Here is an 18,467-nt window from a genome sequence, read left to right on the forward strand (position 1 = left end):
ATTAGATCATCGCTGTCGCAGCGAAGGACAAGTCACGACCTGCATCCTCCCCGCGCCTCCTCGACCCAGCCGCCGCTCTCGCTGGTGAGCGGCTGGCCTTGCCGGAAGCCTCCGGTTACCAGCAAAGCCCCTCCCCGAACGTTCCGCAAAGGTCATCCGATAAACCATTCACATGCCACGACACGCACCCACATTTCCGCCGGAGCAGCGACTGCATCCCTGCAGACGTCTGTCACGCGAGCGCGTAGGTCGCTGGCTGCGCTCTTGGTCGCCGGCGGCCTGCTGTTACCGAGCGCCGCTTCCGCGCAGCAGGCAGACGGCGAGCGGCTGTTCCGGCAGCGCTGCGGCACCTGCCACAGCCTCGAGCCGGGCCAGAACAGGGTCGGCCCGCATCTGTCGGGCGTTATCGGCCGCACGTCTGGCAGCGTCGAGGGTGCCCGCTATTCGGCCGCTATGCGGGAATCAGGGATCGTTTGGGACAGCCAGTCGCTCGATAGCTTCCTTGCAGCACCGCGCCAGAGGGTGCCAGGCACGTCGATGACAGTGGGCGTTCCCAACGCCGCCCAGCGCGCCGCGATAATCGGCTACCTGGAAGGTGCGGTCGCGCAATAGCGTCCGCTGATGAAGCCAAAGTTGCGTGCGTAACCCTGTTCAATCGACCCGGCCAGAGTATCCGCGAAGCTGCGAGTACCGGCCGATCTGCTCAGAGGTGAGCAACTCGGCCATATCGAGATGATAGCGCAGGTGCGCTGCTCGTAGCGCGCCTTGCACGTCGGCGATGGTTTTTGTCATTTCAACGAGGTGCGTCGACGTTATCTTTCGTTCGGAAAACAAGCGGTCCAGTTCGGTTTCTTCCTCGATGATTCGTCTTCCGAGCGGGATGGTTTCTGCCTTCATCTGATCCAGCAGGGCCTTGGTCCACGAGGCCTGTTCGTCGCTGAGATCAAGAGCATCACGGAGATCGAGGACATGTGACGGACCCGGATAGGAATTGAGTTCGGCCGCCAATGCCAGACCCATCCCTCGCCCCGCCATAAGGTCGGAAATCTGCTCGTCCGAGAGCGCCTTCACGCGGCGTTTCTCCATCCCGGAATAAGACGAGGTGGTTGGGTCTTTTCCTGCAACGGCCTTGTGATGGTTGATGTCGCCATGCTGCTGCGCCAGCCCGTGAGGGGCAGCAAGAAAAGTCAGCAGAAGAAACAGCACGGCAATGGGGATGCGGTTCATCGAGCGATCTCCAGCGTTTCGTGTTTGCGACGTTTGACACGGCCGCAAAAACTGAAACATGATTGTGATCATGTCGGAACTCCTCTTCGCGCGATTCCTCGAACTCGCGGAACGCGAGCATTCTCTCCCTGCCGGCAGCGTCCTGTTTCGTATGGACGACCCGGTGCTGTCGCTCTTCCTGGTCACCGCGGGAGAACTGCGCCTTGTCCGAGCACTTCCCGACGGGTTCCAGCTGACGTTGCAGCGTGCCGGCTCGGCTTCGATCCTGGCCGAGGCTTCGCTGTTTGCGGATCGATATCATTGCGACGCCTTGGCAACCGAGGAATCGACGGTGCGCGCCGTGCCAATCACCAAGGCCAAGGCGGTGCTCGAAAGCGATCGCGCGCTGACCTCCGCACTGCTGCGACACTTGGCAGGCGAGGTCCACCGGACGCGGACGCGGGCAGAGATACTATCCCTGAAATCCGTCGCGGCGAGAGTCAGCGCCTGGATGGCATGCAACGGCGGCGTCTTGCCACCCAAGGGACGCTGGCATCATGTTGCGTCGGAGATCGCCGTTACGCCGGAGGCGTTTTATCGGGAGCTTGCCCGCCGGCGACGGTGTGCTGCCGGCATGATGCATCCCCACATGCCGCCCGACATCATCTGATACTTTTTTGCTCCTCCTATTCCGCGGCCAATCTAGTCGGAGCCGCTACCAGCGGTTCTTCAACGACACTCCGCCTCGGCAACCGCCAGCCCTTAACGATGCCGTAGACGGCCGGAATCACGACGAGCGTCAGGATCGTTGAGGAAATCATGCCGCCGATCATGGGGACGGCGATGCGCTGCATGACTTCCGATCCGGTTCCCGTGCTCCACAAGATCGGCAACAAGCCCGCCATGATGGCGACGACTGTCATCATCTTCGGTCGCACCCGCTCGACGGCGCCGAACATGATCGCCTCGTTTAGATCCGTGCTTGTCAAACCACGCTTCTGGGCCGCACATCTGACCCTCGTATCCGTCCACGCCTTGTCGAGATAGATCAGCATGATGACGCCCGTTTCGGCCGCCACGCCCGCGAGCGCAATGAAACCGACGGCGACCGCAACCGACATGTTGAAGCCCAGCCACCACATCATCCAGATGCCGCCGACGATCGCAAAGGGCAGCGACAGCATGACGATCAGCGTCTCGGTCAGCGTGCGGAAATTGAGGTAGAGCAGCAGGAAAATCAGCGCCAGCGTCAGCGGCACGACAATCTTCAGCCGCGCCTGGGCCCGCTCGAGATATTCGAACTGCCCGCTCCAGGCGACGGAATAACCGGGTGGTAGCTTCACTTCGGCGGCGACTGCGGCTTGAGCCTCGTTGACATAGCCGCCAAGGTCGCGGCCAGCGATGTCGACGAAGATGTAGACGGCGAGTTGGCCGTTCTCGGTGCGGATCGAGGTCGCGCCGCGCGTGAGTTCGACCTTGGCGACCTCGCCGAGCGGCACAGAGCCACCGCCGGGCAGCGCAATCTGCACGTCCCGGGCGATCGCGCCGGGATCGCTTCTGAGAGCGCGTGGATAGCGGATCGCAACGCCATAACGTTCACGGCCCTCGACAGTGGACGTAATGACCTTCGCGCCAAGCGCCACGGAGATCACATCCTGAACATCGCCGACCGAGAGGCCGTAGCGCCCAAGGGTGGCTCGGTCCGGCACGATGTCGAGATAGTAGCCGCCTATCACCCGCTCGGCATAGGCGCTGGACGTGCCGGGCACCGCCCGCAGCACCGCCTCGATCTGCCGAGCAACGTTTTCCATTTCACCGAGCTCGGTCCCGTAGACCTTGACCCCGACTGGCGTGCGTATGCCCGTGGACAGCATGTCGATGCGGGCGCGGATCGGCATCGTCCAGGCATTCGACACGCCCGGAAACTGCAGTGCTGCGTCCATCTCGGTCTTCAGGCTTTCTGAAGTGACCCCGGGCCGCCATTCCGATTTCGGTCTGAGGTTGATGATCGTCTCGAACATCTCGGTCGGCGCGGGGTCGGTCGCGGTCTGAGCCCGGCCAGCCTTGCCGAAGACGGATTCGACTTCCGGAAAGGACTTTATGATCCGGTTTTGCATCTGCATCAGTTCGGCCGCCTTGGTGACCGAAACTCCCGGCAAGGTGGTCGGCATGTACATCAGCGTCCCCTCATCGAGGTTCGGCATGAACTCGCTGCCGAGCTGGCGCGCCGGCCAGACCGTTACGGCAAGAGCCACGACGGCGAGCAGGATAGTGAAGGTCTTCGCCTTCAGCACCCCGGCAATGATCGGCCGATAGAGACCGATTAGCAGCCTGTTGAGCGGGTTGCGATGTTCCGGGATGATCCGGCCGCGGACAAAGATGACCATCAGAGCGGGCACGAGCGTGACCGAAAGCAGCGCTGCCGCTGCCATAGCGAAGGTTTTCGTGAAAGCCAGCGGCCCGAACAGCCGGCCTTCCTGGCTTTCAAGCGTGAAGATCGGAAGGAATGAGACGGTGATGATCAGCAGGCTGAAGAATAGTGCGGGTCCGACTTCGGCTGCGGCGTTGACCAGCACTTCGATGCGGGGCTTGCCCGGTGGCGCGCGTTCGAGGTGCTTGTGGGCGTTTTCGATCATTACGATGGCCGCATCGATCATCGCGCCGATGGCGATGGCCATGCCACCGAGGCTCATAATGTTAGAACCGAGGCCGAGCAGCTTCATCGCGGCGAAGGCCATTAGGATGCCGACCGGCAGCATGATGATCGCCACCAGCGCGCTTCTGACGTGAAGCAAGAAGACGATGGTGACGAGAGCGACCACGATGCTCACCTCCACCAATGTCGACCTCAGCGTCTTGATCGCGGAGTTGATGAGTTCCGACCTGTCGTAGACGGGGATGATCTTGGCGTTGCCTGGTAGGCTCTTTTCGATCTCGCGGAGGCTCTCCTTGGCATTCTCGATGACGGTCAGAGCATTCGCGCCGACCCGTTGAAGCACGATGCCGCTTGCAACCTCGCCCTCCCCGTTGAGTTCGGCAATACCGCGCCGTTCGTCCGGCACGATTTCGACCTTGGCCACGTCGCCAAGCCGGAGCGGCACGCCGCCCACGGTCTTGAGCACGATGCTCTCTATGTCGGCCACGTTCTTCAGATAGCCGCGCCCGCGCACCATGAACTCGAACTCGGAGATCTCGACCGTGCGCCCGCCGGTATCCATGTTGCTGGTGCGCACCGCTTCGCCGACTTCCGCGAGCGTTACGCCTTGAGCGCGCATCCGCACCGGATCGACGACGATCGAATACTGCTTGACGAAGCCTCCGAAGCTCGCGACCTCCGAAACGCCTTCGGCTTTCGAGGCCGCAAAACGAACGACCCAGTCCTGAAGGGATCGGAGTTCGGCGAGCGACAGTTCCTTGGCGACGACGGCATACTGATAGACCCAGCCGACGCCTGTCGCGTCGGGTCCGAGCGTTGGGGCAACGCCGTCGGGTAGCCGGCTGGCGGCCGCGTTCAGGTATTCGAGCACGCGGCTTCGAGCCCAGTAGAGCTCGGTGCCGTCCTCGAAAATCACATAGACGAAGGACACTCCGAAGAACGAGAAACCGCGGACCACCTTCGATCGCGGCACGGTCAGCATCGAAGTCGTCAGCGGATAAGTGACCTGGTCCTCGACAACTTGCGGAGCCTGGCCCGGATAGTCTGTGAAGACGATAACTTGCACATCCGACAGGTCGGGTATGGCATCGAGCGGCAAGGTCTTGACAGCGTAGACGCCTGCCCCGACCGCGAGCGCGCTGGCGAAGAAGACAAGAACCAGGTTGCGCGTCGACCAAGCAATGAGGTTGGCGATCATGGCTGCGCCTCCGCGGGCGTCAGTGCGCTGAGCGCCGCCTTGAGGTTGCTTTCGGCATCGATCAGGAAGTTCGCAGATACGACGACCTTTTCGCCTTCGGTAATGCCCTGCGTGATCTCGGCCATGCCCTCGCCCCGCATGCCGACCTTCACGTCGCGCGGCTCGAAGCTGCCTTCGCCTTTGTCGACAATAACGACCTGTCGATCGCCCGTGTCGATGACGGCGCTGTCGGGCACGGTTACGGCAGGATCGTTGCCGCCCGTCGCGATCTCCACATCGGCATACATGTTGGCAAGCAACAGCCCGTTGGGATTTGCGAGTTCGATGCGAATCCTCGCGGTCCGAGTCTGGCCCTGGATTTCCGGATAGATCAGGCCGACCTTGCCTTCGAAGACCTTGCCCGACAAGCTGCGGATGCGCACAGTCGCCTTGTCTCCGACGCGAACAGAGCTCAGCTCGTATTCTGGCACGTCAGCCATCACCCAGACGGTCGAGGCGTCGGCGATCCGAAACAGCGTTTCCCCGGCTTCGGCCATCATGCCGTCGACGGCCCTGCGTTCCAACACAACGCCATTGCGTGGCGCTACAAGCGTCACCGAGATCGGCACCTTCCGGGTTTTCTCGATTTCGACGATTGCTTCGGCGGGAACGCCAAGGTTCGTCAACCGCTGCAAGCTGCCGCTGGCGGTTGCCTTGCTCGAGCCGCTCCTTAGATCGGCGGCGTAGAGCGCGCCCGCGGCAGCTATTTCCTTGGCATAGAAACTGACGAGGGGCCGCCCTTTTTTGATTGTTTCTCCCGTAGTGATGTCGGCCACTTTTTCGAGGAACGCCTCGGTGCGAATCGAGACGACGCTTACGCGGCGCTCATCGAACGTGACGGTGCCGGGAATGCGGACCGGCCGTACGATTGCGCCTCTGGTGGCGGGTACCGTCTTCACACCCGTTCGCTGCAGTTTTCCGGTCGATAGCTTGACGGTCGCGCCGTCCTTCGTTTCGCCTTCGAAGACCGGGATGTAGGCCATCCCCATGGAATCCTTCTTTGGCGTCGGCGATGTATCCGGCAGGCCCATCGGATTGCGGTAGTAGAGGATTTTCCGCTCGCCCGGCGCCGTCGCTTCGGCCCCCTTCGCCTCGTCCTTGGGACGCGCCTCGAAGCTCACGTCTTCGCTCGCCAGCACCGCCACGAAATCCCGACCATCCGGGGTTTGCTTCGGTGTCGACGAATAGACTGGTTCGCCGTCAGGATGACGATAGTAGATGACTGGATCGGAGGCAGACGAGCCGACAACCGTCGGGGTCTGTTCCGCTCCGAGCGCGCTTACGATATTGGCGCTGATAATTTGCACCACCGCCGGGACGGACAGATCGCGCTGGCCCGCCCAGTATCCGCCGGCGCCCGCGCCCGCCGCCAATACGGCAATCGCCACGAATGAGCCGAGCCTGCTCATTGGGTAGCCTTGAATTCCAAACGGCTCTCGACTGTTTCGGCCTCGCCCTGGATTTTCGCGGCGATCGAAAGGCGCCAGCCTCCTGCCATGATGAGGTTGGTCTTGAACCGATAGATGCCGGGCTCTTCGGACGGCAGCGCCTCGACGGGCGCGGTCATCGCCTCCATACCGTCCGGTGCCATGTCGATGCGCCGGGTAAAGATCACAGCGTCGGGCACCACCTTGCCGGACCGCTTGTCGACGAGACGGACGGCGACAATCGCGGCATCGCCCGTCTTGATCGCGCTTTGAACGAGCTGAAACTCGTAATCGTCGATCCCAGCCCATGCCTTCGAATTGGCACTGCCGAGAGCAAGACCGATCAGCGCCGCGGCTGCAACGTGCTTCGCATTGCAAAAGTTCATTGTCAGTTTCCCCAAGTTCATCCTTTCAGCCGTACGGAATGCACGGCAAGTTCGTGGCCAGGCTCATGCCAAAGCCACGGGCACTCGCCACGGGGCCGTCAGCCACGCGGCGACAAACGGCCCCGATGGAGCCGTCGAAGAACTTAGGTTCGTGGGGGTCTGGGAGGCGGCGGAGAAGCCGGGAGATCGCGCCCGTCTCTGTCGCCAGGCGCGAGCAGGTCAGCCTGAGATAACCGGGCCAGCATGATTGCTGCGGCCGTCGAAGCGCTCGGAAAGCACTTGGCGACGCACAAGGCCGTGAGGGGGCAGGATTTCTGGCAATCAGGTGCCGGCTGACTCTCGTCGGGACAGTTGGGCATGCTGTCCGGCATGGATGCCATATCCGCCATCGAAGCCGCGGGTTCGACAACCATCGTCAGCGCAGCGGACGCTGTCACCATCGGCGCGGTGAGAAGGCTCACGACGGCCAGAATCGAAAGCAGACGCGGGAATATGATCCAGATCTTCACAGGCTTCCATGGCACATACTGCATTCCAAGAAAAGATCACCAGGCGCTCACATTTTCGTCAGGTGATGTCGTCTGAACGATCGCCCTCGGCGGCGATCCGCTTCTCGACCATGGCCCGCAAAGCATCGTTAATGCGGTCCTGCCAGCCGGGTCCGTCCCCCTGGAAATAATCCAGGACAGCTCGATCAATCCTGATTGAAACAAGCTCTCTGACACTTGGAGCAACTGCGGCTTCGCGAACCGGTGGGGCCGGCTTCTTGACTGGCTTGAAGGCGGCTTCGGCGGCAGCCATTGGATTTGTCGGTCGGCGCGGAGGATTTACCATTGATGGTCCTGACTGGAGATAACGGATGGGAGGAGACATGCAACGCAACGCGCATCGGAATGCCTCGACCCACTGCCCGGAACAGCAATTAGAATATTGACGCGAGAGGTGATAGTCTCGCTCTGGATCCTCGGGAGGGGGAAATGCGCGCCATTGCATTGTTTGCCGGCGTGTTGGTGGCTACGCCCTCGATGGCGGCGGAGCAACTGGTCTTTTACACCGCCAGTTTTCCAGATGCCACCTCGGTCCAGCTCAGCGTCATGGACAACAGTGTCTCGCCATATGGGGATTATGACTTTGACGTCGCTATAGGCCTCGTCGAGACGGACGCGAACGGCGTCATCAGGTACGAAGATACCGGCAGGCATCATGCACGCGTTCGCTGTAATTATCCGGCATATGTGAGCGTAGGTGTGCGAAAATATCCCATAGAGATGTCTCTGAACCGCTCCGTACATGATGACTGGAAAGAAAATCTCTGGAGGATTTTCTGCGCGGCCCCTTCATCCTAATTTCCGTACTCATGGCATTTTCGACAGCACAGCGCCGCGGGTTGATTTTTCAACCCGCGGTGCCTGTCCCGGATTACTTGATGCCGGTGACCGTGATGCATCCGTTGACGCGGTCGGCTGTGAACTCGATCGCCTGACCGGTTTTGACTTTGCCGAGCAGGCCTTGCTCCGCGACAACGAACACCATCGTCATCGCAGGCATGTCGAGATTGGTCAGCGGCTCGTGCTTGATCGTCAGCTTCTTCTGTTCGGCGTCGACCTTGATGACTTCGCCCTTCACATATTCCTGCGCCAGCGCGCTCCCGCCTGGTTGAACGCGCTCTTTCCCTTTGAAGCCGCATTGGATAGCCGATGCATCGGCGTAAGAGAAACTGAGCCGTTCAACATCTTCAAAACTGATCTTCCCGATTTCGGTTTCAGCCGCGGCTACGCATGAGAATCACAAAAATGTAAATCTGAGGGAAGGTGCCCGTGAATTCGACCCGGTAGTCTGTGGTTGCTGAGCGTTCGAACGCTCGCTTTCGACAAAAGGACTGAACCATGAAACACACCATCGGATATGCATTGATAGTCTTCGCGGCAATGACCACGGCCAGTGTCGCCAACAGCGGCACAAACGCAACAAGCCCCCGCATCGACGGGGTCTTGCACGGCCATGGATCGACGGGCGAAACCACGAAATCGGCATCCAAGCCCGACGTACCTTCCCAAGTGCTCGACAATGGCGATATCGAGAATTCCAGTTCCGCCTACAATCGGGTCGAAGCTGTGAGCCCCTCATCGTGGCAGGTCGGGAGCCCCCGCCAGCGCGCCAGCTGGGCGGGCCGGTAGCCGGCTCAACACCGCAGCTCCGCATCCTCCCAGCGGAGCCAGTGCAGGACAAACCAGCCGGCAATGCGCCGGCTGGTTTGTCCTTTCGACTGCTTCCTCAACCAAGCCTGTACAGCACAGCACACCGCACCAAGGAAACCGACTCTCCACCACCCCCTCGGGATGGTCGTCGCCTACACAAGCAACGCCTCATGATGCTGCTCTCACCCGCAATGCTGTCATCAGTCGTGATGTGGTCGCAGCGTCACCGAGCGACGGGTAGTGTCTGATTTGAGCATAGACGCGCACGGTGGCGAGCTCGGTCCGTGAGCGTGCATCTGTCTTGCGAACGGCCCGCTTATGATAACTATCCCAACGACGTCGGAGCTGAGGTTTTCGCCGGCGATATCGTATCAGACATAGCCGCTGATGCGCAGGCAGGTCCGCACCAGAATATAGAAAGTCATTGCCGTAGGCGCGCATCCGCCGGCGTACGCCGGACCTGGCGACCAATACCGCCGGCTATACCACGCTACCCGGAACGGGCGATTTCCCTTCGTGGCGGGTATGCGAACTCTGGTCTGATCGAACCACTATTGAATATTTGCAGTTTCGTCATAGGCGATATGAACCATCCGTCCACGTGACTAACCTCAAACGCTTTCATAGGTTACGCGGGAACTCTGTTTCCACGATTAAGCCGGGCCTGTTGTCGCCCAGGGAAATTGTCGCGCCGTGCATATCCGATATGGCCTTGACCAGACTTAGGCCGAGCCCTGTCCCTTCGGTGGTCCTGTTCTTTTCCAGGCGATAGAAGCGCTTGAACACTTTCAGCCGCTCCGCCGCCGGGATGCCCGGTCCGTTGTCGCTGACGACGATTGCGCAGCGATTCGCCTGCGTCGTGACACCGATCGCAATCCGGGCTCCTCGTTGCGTATGGCGCATTGCATTGACGATAAGATTTACGCACATCTGCTTCAGCAGATCGGCATCGCCCCATATGAATGAGGCCGTGTTTCGGCTGTCACTGGACAGAACCAGCGAACGCTCGGCGTCCTCGACGATGTGGCTATAGATATCGTAGATTTCGGCGACCAACTCCGAAACGTTCACCTGCGCAAATCGCGAACGGCGTGCGCCGGACTCGATTTGCGAGATGCGCAGCAAGCCCTCGAACGTGCCGGCTATATGCGAAACTTCGCCCATAGCTTTTTCGATGAGCGATCTGATGGCCGTTTGGTCTTTGCTTTCGGAAGCGGCCTCAAGTGTTAGAAACAGCCGACCGATCGGCGTCTTGAGATCGTGCGCGATGTCCGTCGTTACCTGCGTCATCGCCGCGACGTTGGCCTGTAGCTGTGCAAGCGCGACATTTATCTCAGCTGCCAGTATGTCGATGTCATCGCCGCGCAAGGAGAGTGGCAGGCGGGTAGCGAGTTCGCCAGCGCCGACGGCTTTCATAGCGCGCGACAGTCCAGCAATACGCCGCCGTGTGCGGAAGGCCAACACCGCGCCCGCGCCGAGCCCTCCCGCAAGTACGATCGCCGTTCCCCATCCGAAGCTGACAAGCGCGATGCCGCGCAAGCGATCGGTGTCGTCATAGCTTACGCCGACGGTTAGGTCGTAGCCGTCCAGGTTCTTCCGGTAGAGCCGGTAGTTGTTGAGCGCCGCCTCGTGGCTTGTCGGTGCGCGCGTAGAAAATCCCGGCGGGACGTCGGAAATATCAATGTTGCCAGCCAGGAAGTCGCCGTCGGAATCCTTCAGTGTGTAAAGCGTCTCCTGTCCCCTGATTGCCGGGCCATGGCTTCGGATCATGGCGGCAGCACCATCGACACCGTTCGCGTCATAGGCGAAAGAAATCTCCCGGAACCGCTCCGTCACATTGGAATCCAGCCGCTCGTAAAGATAGGCGGCGACCATGTTGTAAGCGACGAAATTGGCTCCAAGGAACGAAAGCAGAAACAGGGAGATGTAGAAGGCGGCAAGGCGGATCGACGTACTTCTCGCGATACTAGCGTTGGCCATGAATGGTGTAGCCGGTATTGCGTGTGTTACGCAGGAGCGGAACATCAAATGGTTTGTCGATCTTCGCCCGCAGTCGGCTAATATGGGTTTCCACCACGGTGCTTTGTGGGTCGAAGTTGAAGTTCCAGATCCGCTCAAGGAGCATGGTCTTCGTCAGTATGCGGCCCTCGTTACGCATCAGGAGTTCAAGCAGCGCGAACTCCCGAGGGAGCAATTCGATCGTCGTTCCGCCGCGGGTGGCGAGGCGGCTGAAGAGATCCAATTCCAGATCAGCCACCTTCAGCTTTGCCTTTTCGGCGGTGATCGGAGGGCGCCTTTGCAGAGCATTGACCCGAGCCAGGAGTTCGGAGAATGCAAAAGGCTTGATCAAGTAATCGTCCGCACCTGCCTCCAATCCCTCAACTCGATCGTTGACACCGCCCACTGCCGTCAGGAAAATCACTGGCACCTTTCCGCCGGCGCCTCGAAGACCCCGCACGAGCGACAAGCCATCGAGGCCAGGCAGCATCCGATCCACAATGGCGACGTCATAGGGTTCGCGCAGTCCGACAAGCAAAGCATCGCGCCCGTCTGTCAGGACATCGACCACATGGCCGGAAGAGCTCAGTCCATTTTCGATGTAACGGCTGATTTGTTCGTCGTCTTCGACTAAGAGAATTTTCATAATGCTAATCTCTCATCTGGCTTGGTGCGCCAAGCGTTGATGACCTTTTGGCCAGTTTGCTTCTGCCCGCGATGGCGTCCGAAGCGATGTCTCAGTGAGGTTTTGACGGCGGGTTTTTCGGCCTGGTGCCCTTAGTCGGCGACGCGGCCTTTCCACCGGCCAGGTACTGGGGTCTGACGTCTCAACATCCGTGCACTGGATCGACAACACGGTCCCAGGCGAAAAGCGCCTTGGAACTCATCACCTTGCAAACTGTCGCGCCGGATCGCTTGCGAAAACCTCCGGCGCCGCGGATTTTTCAACCCGCGGCACCAGTCCCGGATCACTTGATGCCGGTGACCGTGATGCGTCCGTCGACGCGGTCGGCTGTGAACTCGATCGCCTGACCGGTTTTGACCTTCTCGAGCAGGCCCTGCTCGGCGACGACGAACACCATCGTCATCGCAGGCATGTCGAGATTGGTCAGCGGCTCGTGCTTGATCGTCAGCTTCTTCTGTTTGGCGTCGACCTTGATGACTTCGCCCTTCACGTATTCCTGCGCAAGCGCGCTCCCGCCGATGGCGAGCACGAGCGCGAGTGCCGAGAGAGCCTTTACCAATAGTGTCATGATTAGCTTCCTTTGCGGTTTAGCAGTCAGTTGGCGACGGTGATGTCGCCCTTCATGCCGGAATCGTAGTGGCCCGGGACCAGGCAGGCGAAGCCGAATTCGCCGGCATTGGCGAACGTCCAGATGATCTCGCCTCTGGCGCCGGGCGCCAGCCGGATCGCGTTGGGATCGGCGTGCTCCATCTCGGGGAATTTCTCCATCAGCGCCTTGTGCTCCATAATTCCGTCGTGGACGTCCATGACGAACTCGTGATCGATTTGGCCCTTGTTGATGAATTTCAGGCGAACGGTCTCGCCCTTCTTCACCTTGAGGACGGCCGGTTGGAACAACATTTTTCCGTCGTCCTTCTCCGACATCGAGATGTTGATGGACCGTTTTGCCTTGCTAGCCTCGCCAGGGCTGCCGATCGGCATTGTGGCGGCTTGGTCGCCATGGCCTCCGGCATGGGTTCCACCGGCAAGAGCTGCTCCCGAACTGACCGCCATCAAAACGGCCGCTGCGATTATACGTTTCATGCTGCACTTTCTCTCATTGTTGAGGTTGAGGGGTTTCGGTTTCTCATCCCTGTTTGCCGTGACCGCCGTGCGCTGCCGGGGCCATCGTTTTTGCGTCGCCTGATTTCGTCGGAGCGGGGACATCCCCCTTCCACTCGTAAGCCACGGTTCCCTCCGGATGCTGGTACCATCCCGGATCGGCGTAATCGTTCGAGGCCAGACCCTCGCGAACCTTCACAACTGAGAACATGCCGCCCATCTCGATGGCGCCGAATTGGCCCCAGCCGGTCATCATCGGAATCGTGTTGTCGGGAAGTGGCATCTCCATCTCGCCCATGTCGGCCATACCGCGGTCACCCATGGCCATGTATTCTGGCTGGACCCGGCGGATCTTGTCGGTGACTTTCGAGTTGTCGACGCCGATGAACGTGGGCACGTCGTGGCCCATGGCGTTCATTGTGTGGTGCGACTTATGGCAATGGATTGCCCAGTCGCCCTCGTATTTGGCTTCGAACTCATATGCCCGCATGGCGCCGACGGGAATGTCGATCGACACCTCCGGCCACCGCGCCTCCGGCCGGACCCAGCCGCCATCGGTGCAGGTCACCTCGAAGTCGTAACCATGCATGTGGATCGGATGATTGGTCATGGTCAGGTTGCCCACGCGAACCCTGACCCGGTCGTTTTTCGCCACAGGAAGATGACTGATCCCCGGAAAGACGCGGCTATTCCAACCCCAGAGATTGAAATCCGTCATCTCCATGATGCGCGGGACGTACGACCCCGGTTCGATATCGAAGGCGTTCAGCAGGAACACGAAATCGCGGTCCACGCGCATGAATTTCGGGTCTTTGGGATGAATGACGAAGAAGCCCATCATGCCCATCGCCATCTGGACCATTTCGTCGGCGTGCGGGTGGTACATGAATGTGCCGCTCTTCACGAGGTCGAACTCGTAGACGAAGGTCTTGCCGGGCGGGATCCCGGGCTGGGTAAGACCGGTCACGCCGTCCATGCCGTTGGGCAGGATCATGCCGTGCCAATGGATCGTCGTATGCTCCGGCAGCTTGTTTGTTACGAAGATGCGGACTCGGTCGCCCTCAACCGCCTCTATGGTCGGGCCGGGAGATTGACCGTTGTAGCCCCAGAGATAGGCAGTCATGCCGGGCGACATCTCGCGCTCGACCGGCTCGGCCACGAGGTGGAACTCCTTCACGCCGCTGTTCATGCGATGCGGAAGGGTCCAGCCATTGAGCGTCACGACCGGCTGGTAGTCCGGTCCGCTCGTCGGGAAGATCGGAGGCTGCATATCAGGGGACTCCATGATTGGTGCGTCGGGCAGCCCCATCGCGGACGTTTTGGTCCATGCAGTGGCGCCGGCGAGCAGGGCTCCCGCGCCTAACAACTGACGTCTTGAAAGCATTTTTCTTCTCCTTGAATTCAGTGGCCTTCGGCGCCTGCTTCGGCCGCGGCCGGTGCGTCGCCGCCCCCGGACGCGCTCGCGCCGCCGCCGTGGATGGCGGTTCCGAGATTGACATCGGCCAGCCAGAAATTGCGCTTGGCGTTGAGGGAAAGCATGATCGAGCTGATTTTCGCGCGTGTGTCCGCCAGCAGCTCGAACGTGTTGGTGATCATGCCGTTGTAGGTGAGGACCGACTCCGCCTCGATCTTTGTTCGCAGCGGCACAACATTGTTCCGATAGTGCCGGGCAATGTCGTAGGTCGAACGGTAGGCGTCATAGGCGGATCTCGCCTCCGACCGGATGTTGACCGCCTTTTCCGCGAACCGGTTTGCGGCTTGCATGTAGGCAAGCTCGGCCTTGCGCATGCGTGCCTTGCCGGTATCGAAAATCGGAATGACGAGCTCGAGCTCGAGAGTGGGTGAGACACTCGTCTCCGTTCCGCCCTCCTCCGACTCCTCGCGTTCCACCTCGACGCCGGAAAGTAGTTCCAGGTCGCTGACGTAGCGCGTCGCCTCGGTCAGACCGTAGGATTTCGCCAGCGCCTCCAGCTCAAGTTTCGCGATCTCGAGATCGACGCGATTTTTTAGCGCCTCAGCCTCGATCGCGCGTTTGGCCTTGGCCCCTTTGGGCAGGGCTGGAAGCATGTTGGGGACCGAGTAATCGACGTCCGGTCCCCATAGACCCATCAGCCGGGTGAGCTCTTCCTTGGCAGTCCGGGCAGCGAGCCGCGCTTCCGCCGCCTGACCGGTGATCTCGGCATAAAAGACGTGTTCGCGGGCTTGGCCGGTCTTTGTGAAGGCACCCGTCTCTCCAAGTTTTTGAGCGAGTTCGGAGGCAGAGTCGGCGGCGGCTTGCGCCTTGTTCAGATAGGAAACGCTCTCCCAGGCCGAGACAGCATTGATCCAGGCCCGCCGCGTATCCGCAGCCAGTCGTAGCGTTTCTTCGCCGGCGCGGAGCTGGGCCTGACGGAAACGTGCATCCGCGACTGCGACGCGCCGCTTGTGGGTCGCCAGCGCAAGGATGTTGCTGACCACCGCTCCTTCAATCGTCCGCACGGGATCGACACCGATCATGCCGACGGAGATCGTCGGATTGACGAGCATCGTCTCCTGCCACATGTCGGCCGCCGACAAACCGATCTCGGCGTAGGCGGCCTGCAGGCCCTTGTTGTTGAGCAAGGCGACCTGCACCGCGGTGTCCGGGCCGATTGTCTTCTTCTGGACGAGGCGCTTCACGCGCTCTGAAGCCGTCCGCGCTTCCTCGCTGGATTGCACCCATACGGTTTTCTTGCCGGTCACGGACTCGGCACGCGCCGCAACTGTCGTGAAGCCGGCCATCGGGGCCGAGATGCCATCAAGGACCCCGCTGGTCGTGCATCCGGCTGCGATCAGCGGAATGGTCACCACTGCAGCTATGGTCAGGAACCGGCGCGTCATGATCCGGCTCCCGGGTTCACGGGAGAACGTTCTTGATTGAGACGCCGCCAATTCCGCGGATCGACTGGCTCCCGGTGGCGATAGTCGACGACGACCGGGTGGTAGTGCACATCACGGACGCCCATTGCGGGATCGGCCGGATTGAAGGCGGGAAGGATGTCCGGCGGCGTGGTTGCCGCACATCCGGTAACTAACAGCGATGCGAGCATCGCGGAGCTTGCGATTTTCATTGTAGACCTGAAACATGACGTATGCGTTTGGCCGCGCGGGAACGGATTCCCGACGCTGCGCGCGAACGCCCCGAAAGGGCGCGTCAGTTCAGATGTTTGGGGGGCCTTATGAGCGCTGTGTATTCGCCAAGCGGCAAAGTGACGGCAACGACGGGCGCAAAGCAACGGGAGACAACATGCTCCAAGTCAGGGCAGTCGACCGGCACGGCATTTGCCGGCGCGCAATGGGCTTCACAGCTCTTGTCGGCGGATTGCTTGGCGCCGTGATGATGCTCCGATGTGTCCGCGTCGTCCGCCGTGGCGCCGTGATCGCCCATATCGTGTGCGGCTGTCTCGGCCTGGAGATGCACCCCGGCGTGAAAACCCGTGGCATTGGCTGTGGCGAACAGACCAGGCTGAAGAGCCGACATGACCAGGAACAAAACCGCCAGCATTGCTCGGAGCGGTGCGTTTCCTAGGATCGTGAATCGACCAAGAGTCCTCATCAACCCTTCCGACAATTGTTCGGCTGATTTGTCAAGGCCGCCCTCGACCAGTTTGCTGCAGTGCAACCAAAAGTGAAGGTTGTTGTAAGGACGGTATTGCTCGAAGCCGCCATGTGCCACCACATTTTTCATACATTTTTGTATGGCCTGTTTATGGCCCGCGCAAAAAGCGGCGCTGCGATGTCCGCGATTCCGGTTTTACATCAGGTTCAGCACCGCCCCGGCGACGACCAGATAACGCGAAACCTTCGCGAGGGCGACGATTGCGACAAAGCTCCATAGCGGCTCGCGCAAGACCCCAGCGACCACGGTCAGCGGGTCGCCGATGATCGGCATCCAGCTTAACAGGAGCGACCATCTACCGTAACGGCGATACCAGTTCGTTGCGCGGTTGAGCATCGCAGGACGCAGCGGAAACCATGGCCTGTCCCGGAAGCGTTCGATCCCTCGACCAAGCCCCCAGTTCACCGCCGAGCCCAGGACGTTGCCTATGCTGGCGACACCAACCAGCACTGCGGGCGAGAAGGAACCCGTGGCGAGGAGCCCTGCAAGGGCGGCCTCCGACTGCGCCGGAAGGATGGTCGCCGCGGCGAAGGCAACAGCAAATAGGCCGCCGTATACGGCAAACACATCCATCTATGTTTTCGCTTTGCGGAAGGGCTTCAGGATTGCACATCGATCACGACCATCAGTCCGCCACCGCCCTTCTCTTCGACATTGTTGTTGGCCGTATGGTGCCCGATATGGCAGTGGATCAGCCATTTTCCGGGCCGACGTGCCTGCCAGACGACATCGTAGCGTTGCCCTGGTCCGACGTTGACTGTGTCGGCAAGGAAACGCGCCGACTCCGGGATCGTCTCGCCGTCGCGGGCGACAACTTCGAATGGACCGCCGTGGATGTGCATCGGGTGGATAAACCCATTATTGGTGCCGATGAAGCGTACCTTCAGAGTTTCGCCGACCTTCATCCTGATCGTGTCCGTCGAAGGATAGGCGCGGCCGTTGATCGTGAAATAATTCGGCTGCCCACCGTCCATCGGCATCGACGGAAAGGTCAGGCCCTCCCGCATCAGCCATTCCTGAAGCTGAATAACATAGTCGTGGTCTGCCGCAATCTCGTCCTGGGGATTGGCAGGATCGATGATGAGCGCGCCGTAGAGTCCGAGCGCCTGCTGGCGATCGACATGGTCATGCGAGTGATAGAAGTAGGTCCCTGATTGGCCCGCCGTGAATTCATATCGGTAGCTGCCGCCGGGCGGGATGGGCTCCTGCGTGATCTCGGCCGGGCCATCCATTTCGTTCGGCAGGATCAATCCATGCCAGTGCAGGGTCGTGCTCTCCGGCAGGCGGTTCGTGACGTTGATGCGCACGCGGTCGCCTTGCCGGATATGCAGCCGCGGGCCCGGAACCTGACCGTTGATCGCATAGGCATCGACTTTCACGTCAGGCAGGATCGCCCAGCGGATGACCGACGTTTCAAGGTCGAACACCTTCACCCCGTTCTCCATCCTGGCTTGCAGTTCCCGGTCGCCGCGTACCTCCAGGCCATGACTGGCCGTGACCAGGCGAGGATGCACGGCGGCCATGTCGAGCATCGCTGCAGCCGGCGTGTCGCGGTCCATAACCATACCCGGCGGCATGATAGCGCCGCCGACGTCTCGCGCGCTGAGGGTGAGGTTTACCCAATTGGCCGGAGCGATCATGCCGAGCGCCAGCGCAAGCACGGACACGCCGCCGAAGGCCGCGAGTTGCGGGACGGTTGCATCCGGTTCCATCCCGTGACCGCCATGCGGACCACGCGACCCGCCTCCCCCATTGCCATGGGCTGAGCCGTGGCCGGATCGAGATCCCTGCCGACGGACCCTGTGCCCAGCTTCATGCTGATGCGCCTGCATGCCGACGCCGTGGCCAAAGACCATCTCGCCTCCATGCCACCCCGTGAATGCCAACAGGGCGACGACTGCTGCGGACATTGAGAGACCCCAAGGCAGCACGGTAT

At 60.8% G+C, this 18,467-nt stretch carries 20 protein-coding genes; 5 read left to right on the forward strand and 15 right to left on the reverse strand.

What is annotated here, in order from left to right; translation table 11 throughout:
• Positions 1-612 (forward strand): cytochrome c family protein (locus tag EOB36_RS36015; protein ID WP_348631837.1); only part of this gene is annotated, 612 nt, incomplete at its 5' end.
• Between the two features lie 39 nt (positions 613-651).
• On the opposite strand, the gene EOB36_RS28305 is transcribed toward EOB36_RS36015, so the two are convergent.
• Complete coding sequence (locus tag EOB36_RS28305) at positions 652-1,227, reverse strand: periplasmic heavy metal sensor (RefSeq protein WP_127204799.1); 576 nt, start codon at positions 1,225-1,227, stop codon at positions 652-654.
• A 70-nt stretch (positions 1,228-1,297) separates the two neighbouring features.
• Here EOB36_RS28305 and EOB36_RS28310 point away from each other — a divergent pair, with 70 nt between their 5' ends.
• Positions 1,298-1,876 (forward strand): Crp/Fnr family transcriptional regulator, encoded by a 579-nt coding sequence (locus tag EOB36_RS28310; RefSeq protein WP_164759128.1) that lies wholly within the window; start codon positions 1,298-1,300, stop codon positions 1,874-1,876.
• A gap of 16 nt (positions 1,877-1,892) precedes the next feature.
• On the opposite strand, the gene EOB36_RS28315 is transcribed toward EOB36_RS28310, so the two are convergent.
• From EOB36_RS28315 to EOB36_RS28325, 3 genes are read right to left on the reverse strand one after another with little or no spacing between them, the layout of a single operon-like run.
• Entirely contained in the window at positions 1,893-5,060 is a 3,168-nt protein-coding gene (locus EOB36_RS28315) for a CusA/CzcA family heavy metal efflux RND transporter (RefSeq protein WP_128286183.1), read from the reverse strand.
• The gene (locus tag EOB36_RS28320) at positions 5,057-6,508 is read right to left on the reverse strand and encodes an efflux RND transporter periplasmic adaptor subunit (protein WP_095485171.1); all 1,452 of its coding nucleotides are present in this window, start codon (positions 6,506-6,508) and stop codon (positions 5,057-5,059) included. Before EOB36_RS28320 ends, EOB36_RS28315 begins: the two co-directional genes overlap by 4 nt.
• The gene (locus tag EOB36_RS28325) at positions 6,505-6,912 is read right to left on the reverse strand and encodes a FixH family protein (protein ID WP_095485172.1); all 408 of its coding nucleotides are present in this window, start codon (positions 6,910-6,912) and stop codon (positions 6,505-6,507) included. The genes EOB36_RS28320 and EOB36_RS28325 overlap by 4 nt, the downstream gene beginning before the upstream one ends.
• A gap of 357 nt (positions 6,913-7,269) precedes the next feature.
• Here EOB36_RS28325 and EOB36_RS34510 point away from each other — a divergent pair, with 357 nt between their 5' ends.
• Positions 7,270-7,497 carry a hypothetical protein gene (locus EOB36_RS34510; protein WP_164897639.1) on the forward strand — a complete coding sequence of 76 codons (228 nt, stop codon included), beginning with the start codon at positions 7,270-7,272 and terminating at the stop codon, positions 7,495-7,497.
• Here the strand turns inward: EOB36_RS34510 and EOB36_RS28335 are convergent.
• Complete coding sequence (locus EOB36_RS28335; protein WP_128286189.1) at positions 7,480-7,746, reverse strand: BrnA antitoxin family protein; 267 nt, start codon at positions 7,744-7,746, stop codon at positions 7,480-7,482. The genes EOB36_RS34510 and EOB36_RS28335 overlap by 18 nt on opposite strands.
• 143 nt (positions 7,747-7,889) lie before the next feature.
• Between EOB36_RS28335 and EOB36_RS28340 the strand changes: the two genes are divergently transcribed.
• Complete coding sequence (locus EOB36_RS28340; protein ID WP_126106537.1) at positions 7,890-8,258, forward strand: hypothetical protein; 369 nt, start codon at positions 7,890-7,892, stop codon at positions 8,256-8,258.
• 73 nt (positions 8,259-8,331) lie between these two features.
• Here EOB36_RS28340 and EOB36_RS28345 read toward each other — a convergent pair whose 3' ends face one another.
• Positions 8,332-8,604 carry a copper-binding protein gene (locus tag EOB36_RS28345; RefSeq protein WP_128286190.1) on the reverse strand — a complete coding sequence of 91 codons (273 nt, stop codon included), beginning with the start codon at positions 8,602-8,604 and terminating at the stop codon, positions 8,332-8,334.
• Between the two features lie 194 nt (positions 8,605-8,798).
• On the opposite strand from EOB36_RS28345, the gene EOB36_RS28350 reads away from it, so the two are divergent.
• Positions 8,799-9,089, forward strand: a complete 291-nt coding sequence (locus EOB36_RS28350) for a hypothetical protein (protein ID WP_128286185.1) — start codon at positions 8,799-8,801, stop codon at positions 9,087-9,089.
• 642 nt (positions 9,090-9,731) lie between these two features.
• On the opposite strand, the gene EOB36_RS28355 is transcribed toward EOB36_RS28350, so the two are convergent.
• The 9 genes from EOB36_RS28355 to EOB36_RS28400 all read right to left on the reverse strand — a co-directional run.
• Entirely contained in the window at positions 9,732-10,985 is a 1,254-nt protein-coding gene (locus EOB36_RS28355) for a HAMP domain-containing sensor histidine kinase (protein ID WP_245467916.1), read from the reverse strand.
• Positions 10,986-11,076: 91 nt separating this feature from the next.
• On the reverse strand, positions 11,077-11,754 hold the full coding sequence (locus EOB36_RS28360; protein ID WP_095485178.1) for a response regulator transcription factor: 678 nt from the start codon (positions 11,752-11,754) through the stop codon (positions 11,077-11,079).
• A gap of 322 nt (positions 11,755-12,076) precedes the next feature.
• Positions 12,077-12,361 carry a copper-binding protein gene (locus tag EOB36_RS28365; protein WP_128286186.1) on the reverse strand — a complete coding sequence of 95 codons (285 nt, stop codon included), beginning with the start codon at positions 12,359-12,361 and terminating at the stop codon, positions 12,077-12,079.
• Between the two features lie 26 nt (positions 12,362-12,387).
• The gene (locus tag EOB36_RS28370; protein ID WP_128286187.1) at positions 12,388-12,876 is read right to left on the reverse strand and encodes a cupredoxin family protein; all 489 of its coding nucleotides are present in this window, start codon (positions 12,874-12,876) and stop codon (positions 12,388-12,390) included.
• A gap of 43 nt (positions 12,877-12,919) precedes the next feature.
• Complete coding sequence (locus EOB36_RS28375) at positions 12,920-14,278, reverse strand: copper oxidase (RefSeq protein WP_095485181.1); 1,359 nt, start codon at positions 14,276-14,278, stop codon at positions 12,920-12,922.
• 17 nt (positions 14,279-14,295) lie between these two features.
• Positions 14,296-15,753: a TolC family protein gene (locus EOB36_RS28380; protein ID WP_095485182.1), complete on the reverse strand. Its 1,458-nt coding sequence runs from the start codon at positions 15,751-15,753 to the stop codon at positions 14,296-14,298.
• 313 nt (positions 15,754-16,066) lie between these two features.
• Positions 16,067-16,600 (reverse strand): hypothetical protein, encoded by a 534-nt coding sequence (locus tag EOB36_RS28390; protein WP_095485184.1) that lies wholly within the window; start codon positions 16,598-16,600, stop codon positions 16,067-16,069.
• Between the two features lie 66 nt (positions 16,601-16,666).
• Positions 16,667-17,104 (reverse strand): YqaA family protein, encoded by a 438-nt coding sequence (locus EOB36_RS28395; protein ID WP_095485185.1) that lies wholly within the window; start codon positions 17,102-17,104, stop codon positions 16,667-16,669.
• A gap of 26 nt (positions 17,105-17,130) precedes the next feature.
• On the reverse strand, positions 17,131-18,467 hold a 1,337-nt coding region (locus EOB36_RS28400; protein ID WP_128286188.1), incomplete at its 5' end, for a multicopper oxidase domain-containing protein.

Source organism: Mesorhizobium sp. M6A.T.Cr.TU.017.01.1.1 (genome assembly GCF_004023115.1).
Lineage (GTDB): Bacteria > Pseudomonadota > Alphaproteobacteria > Rhizobiales > Rhizobiaceae > Mesorhizobium > Mesorhizobium mediterraneum.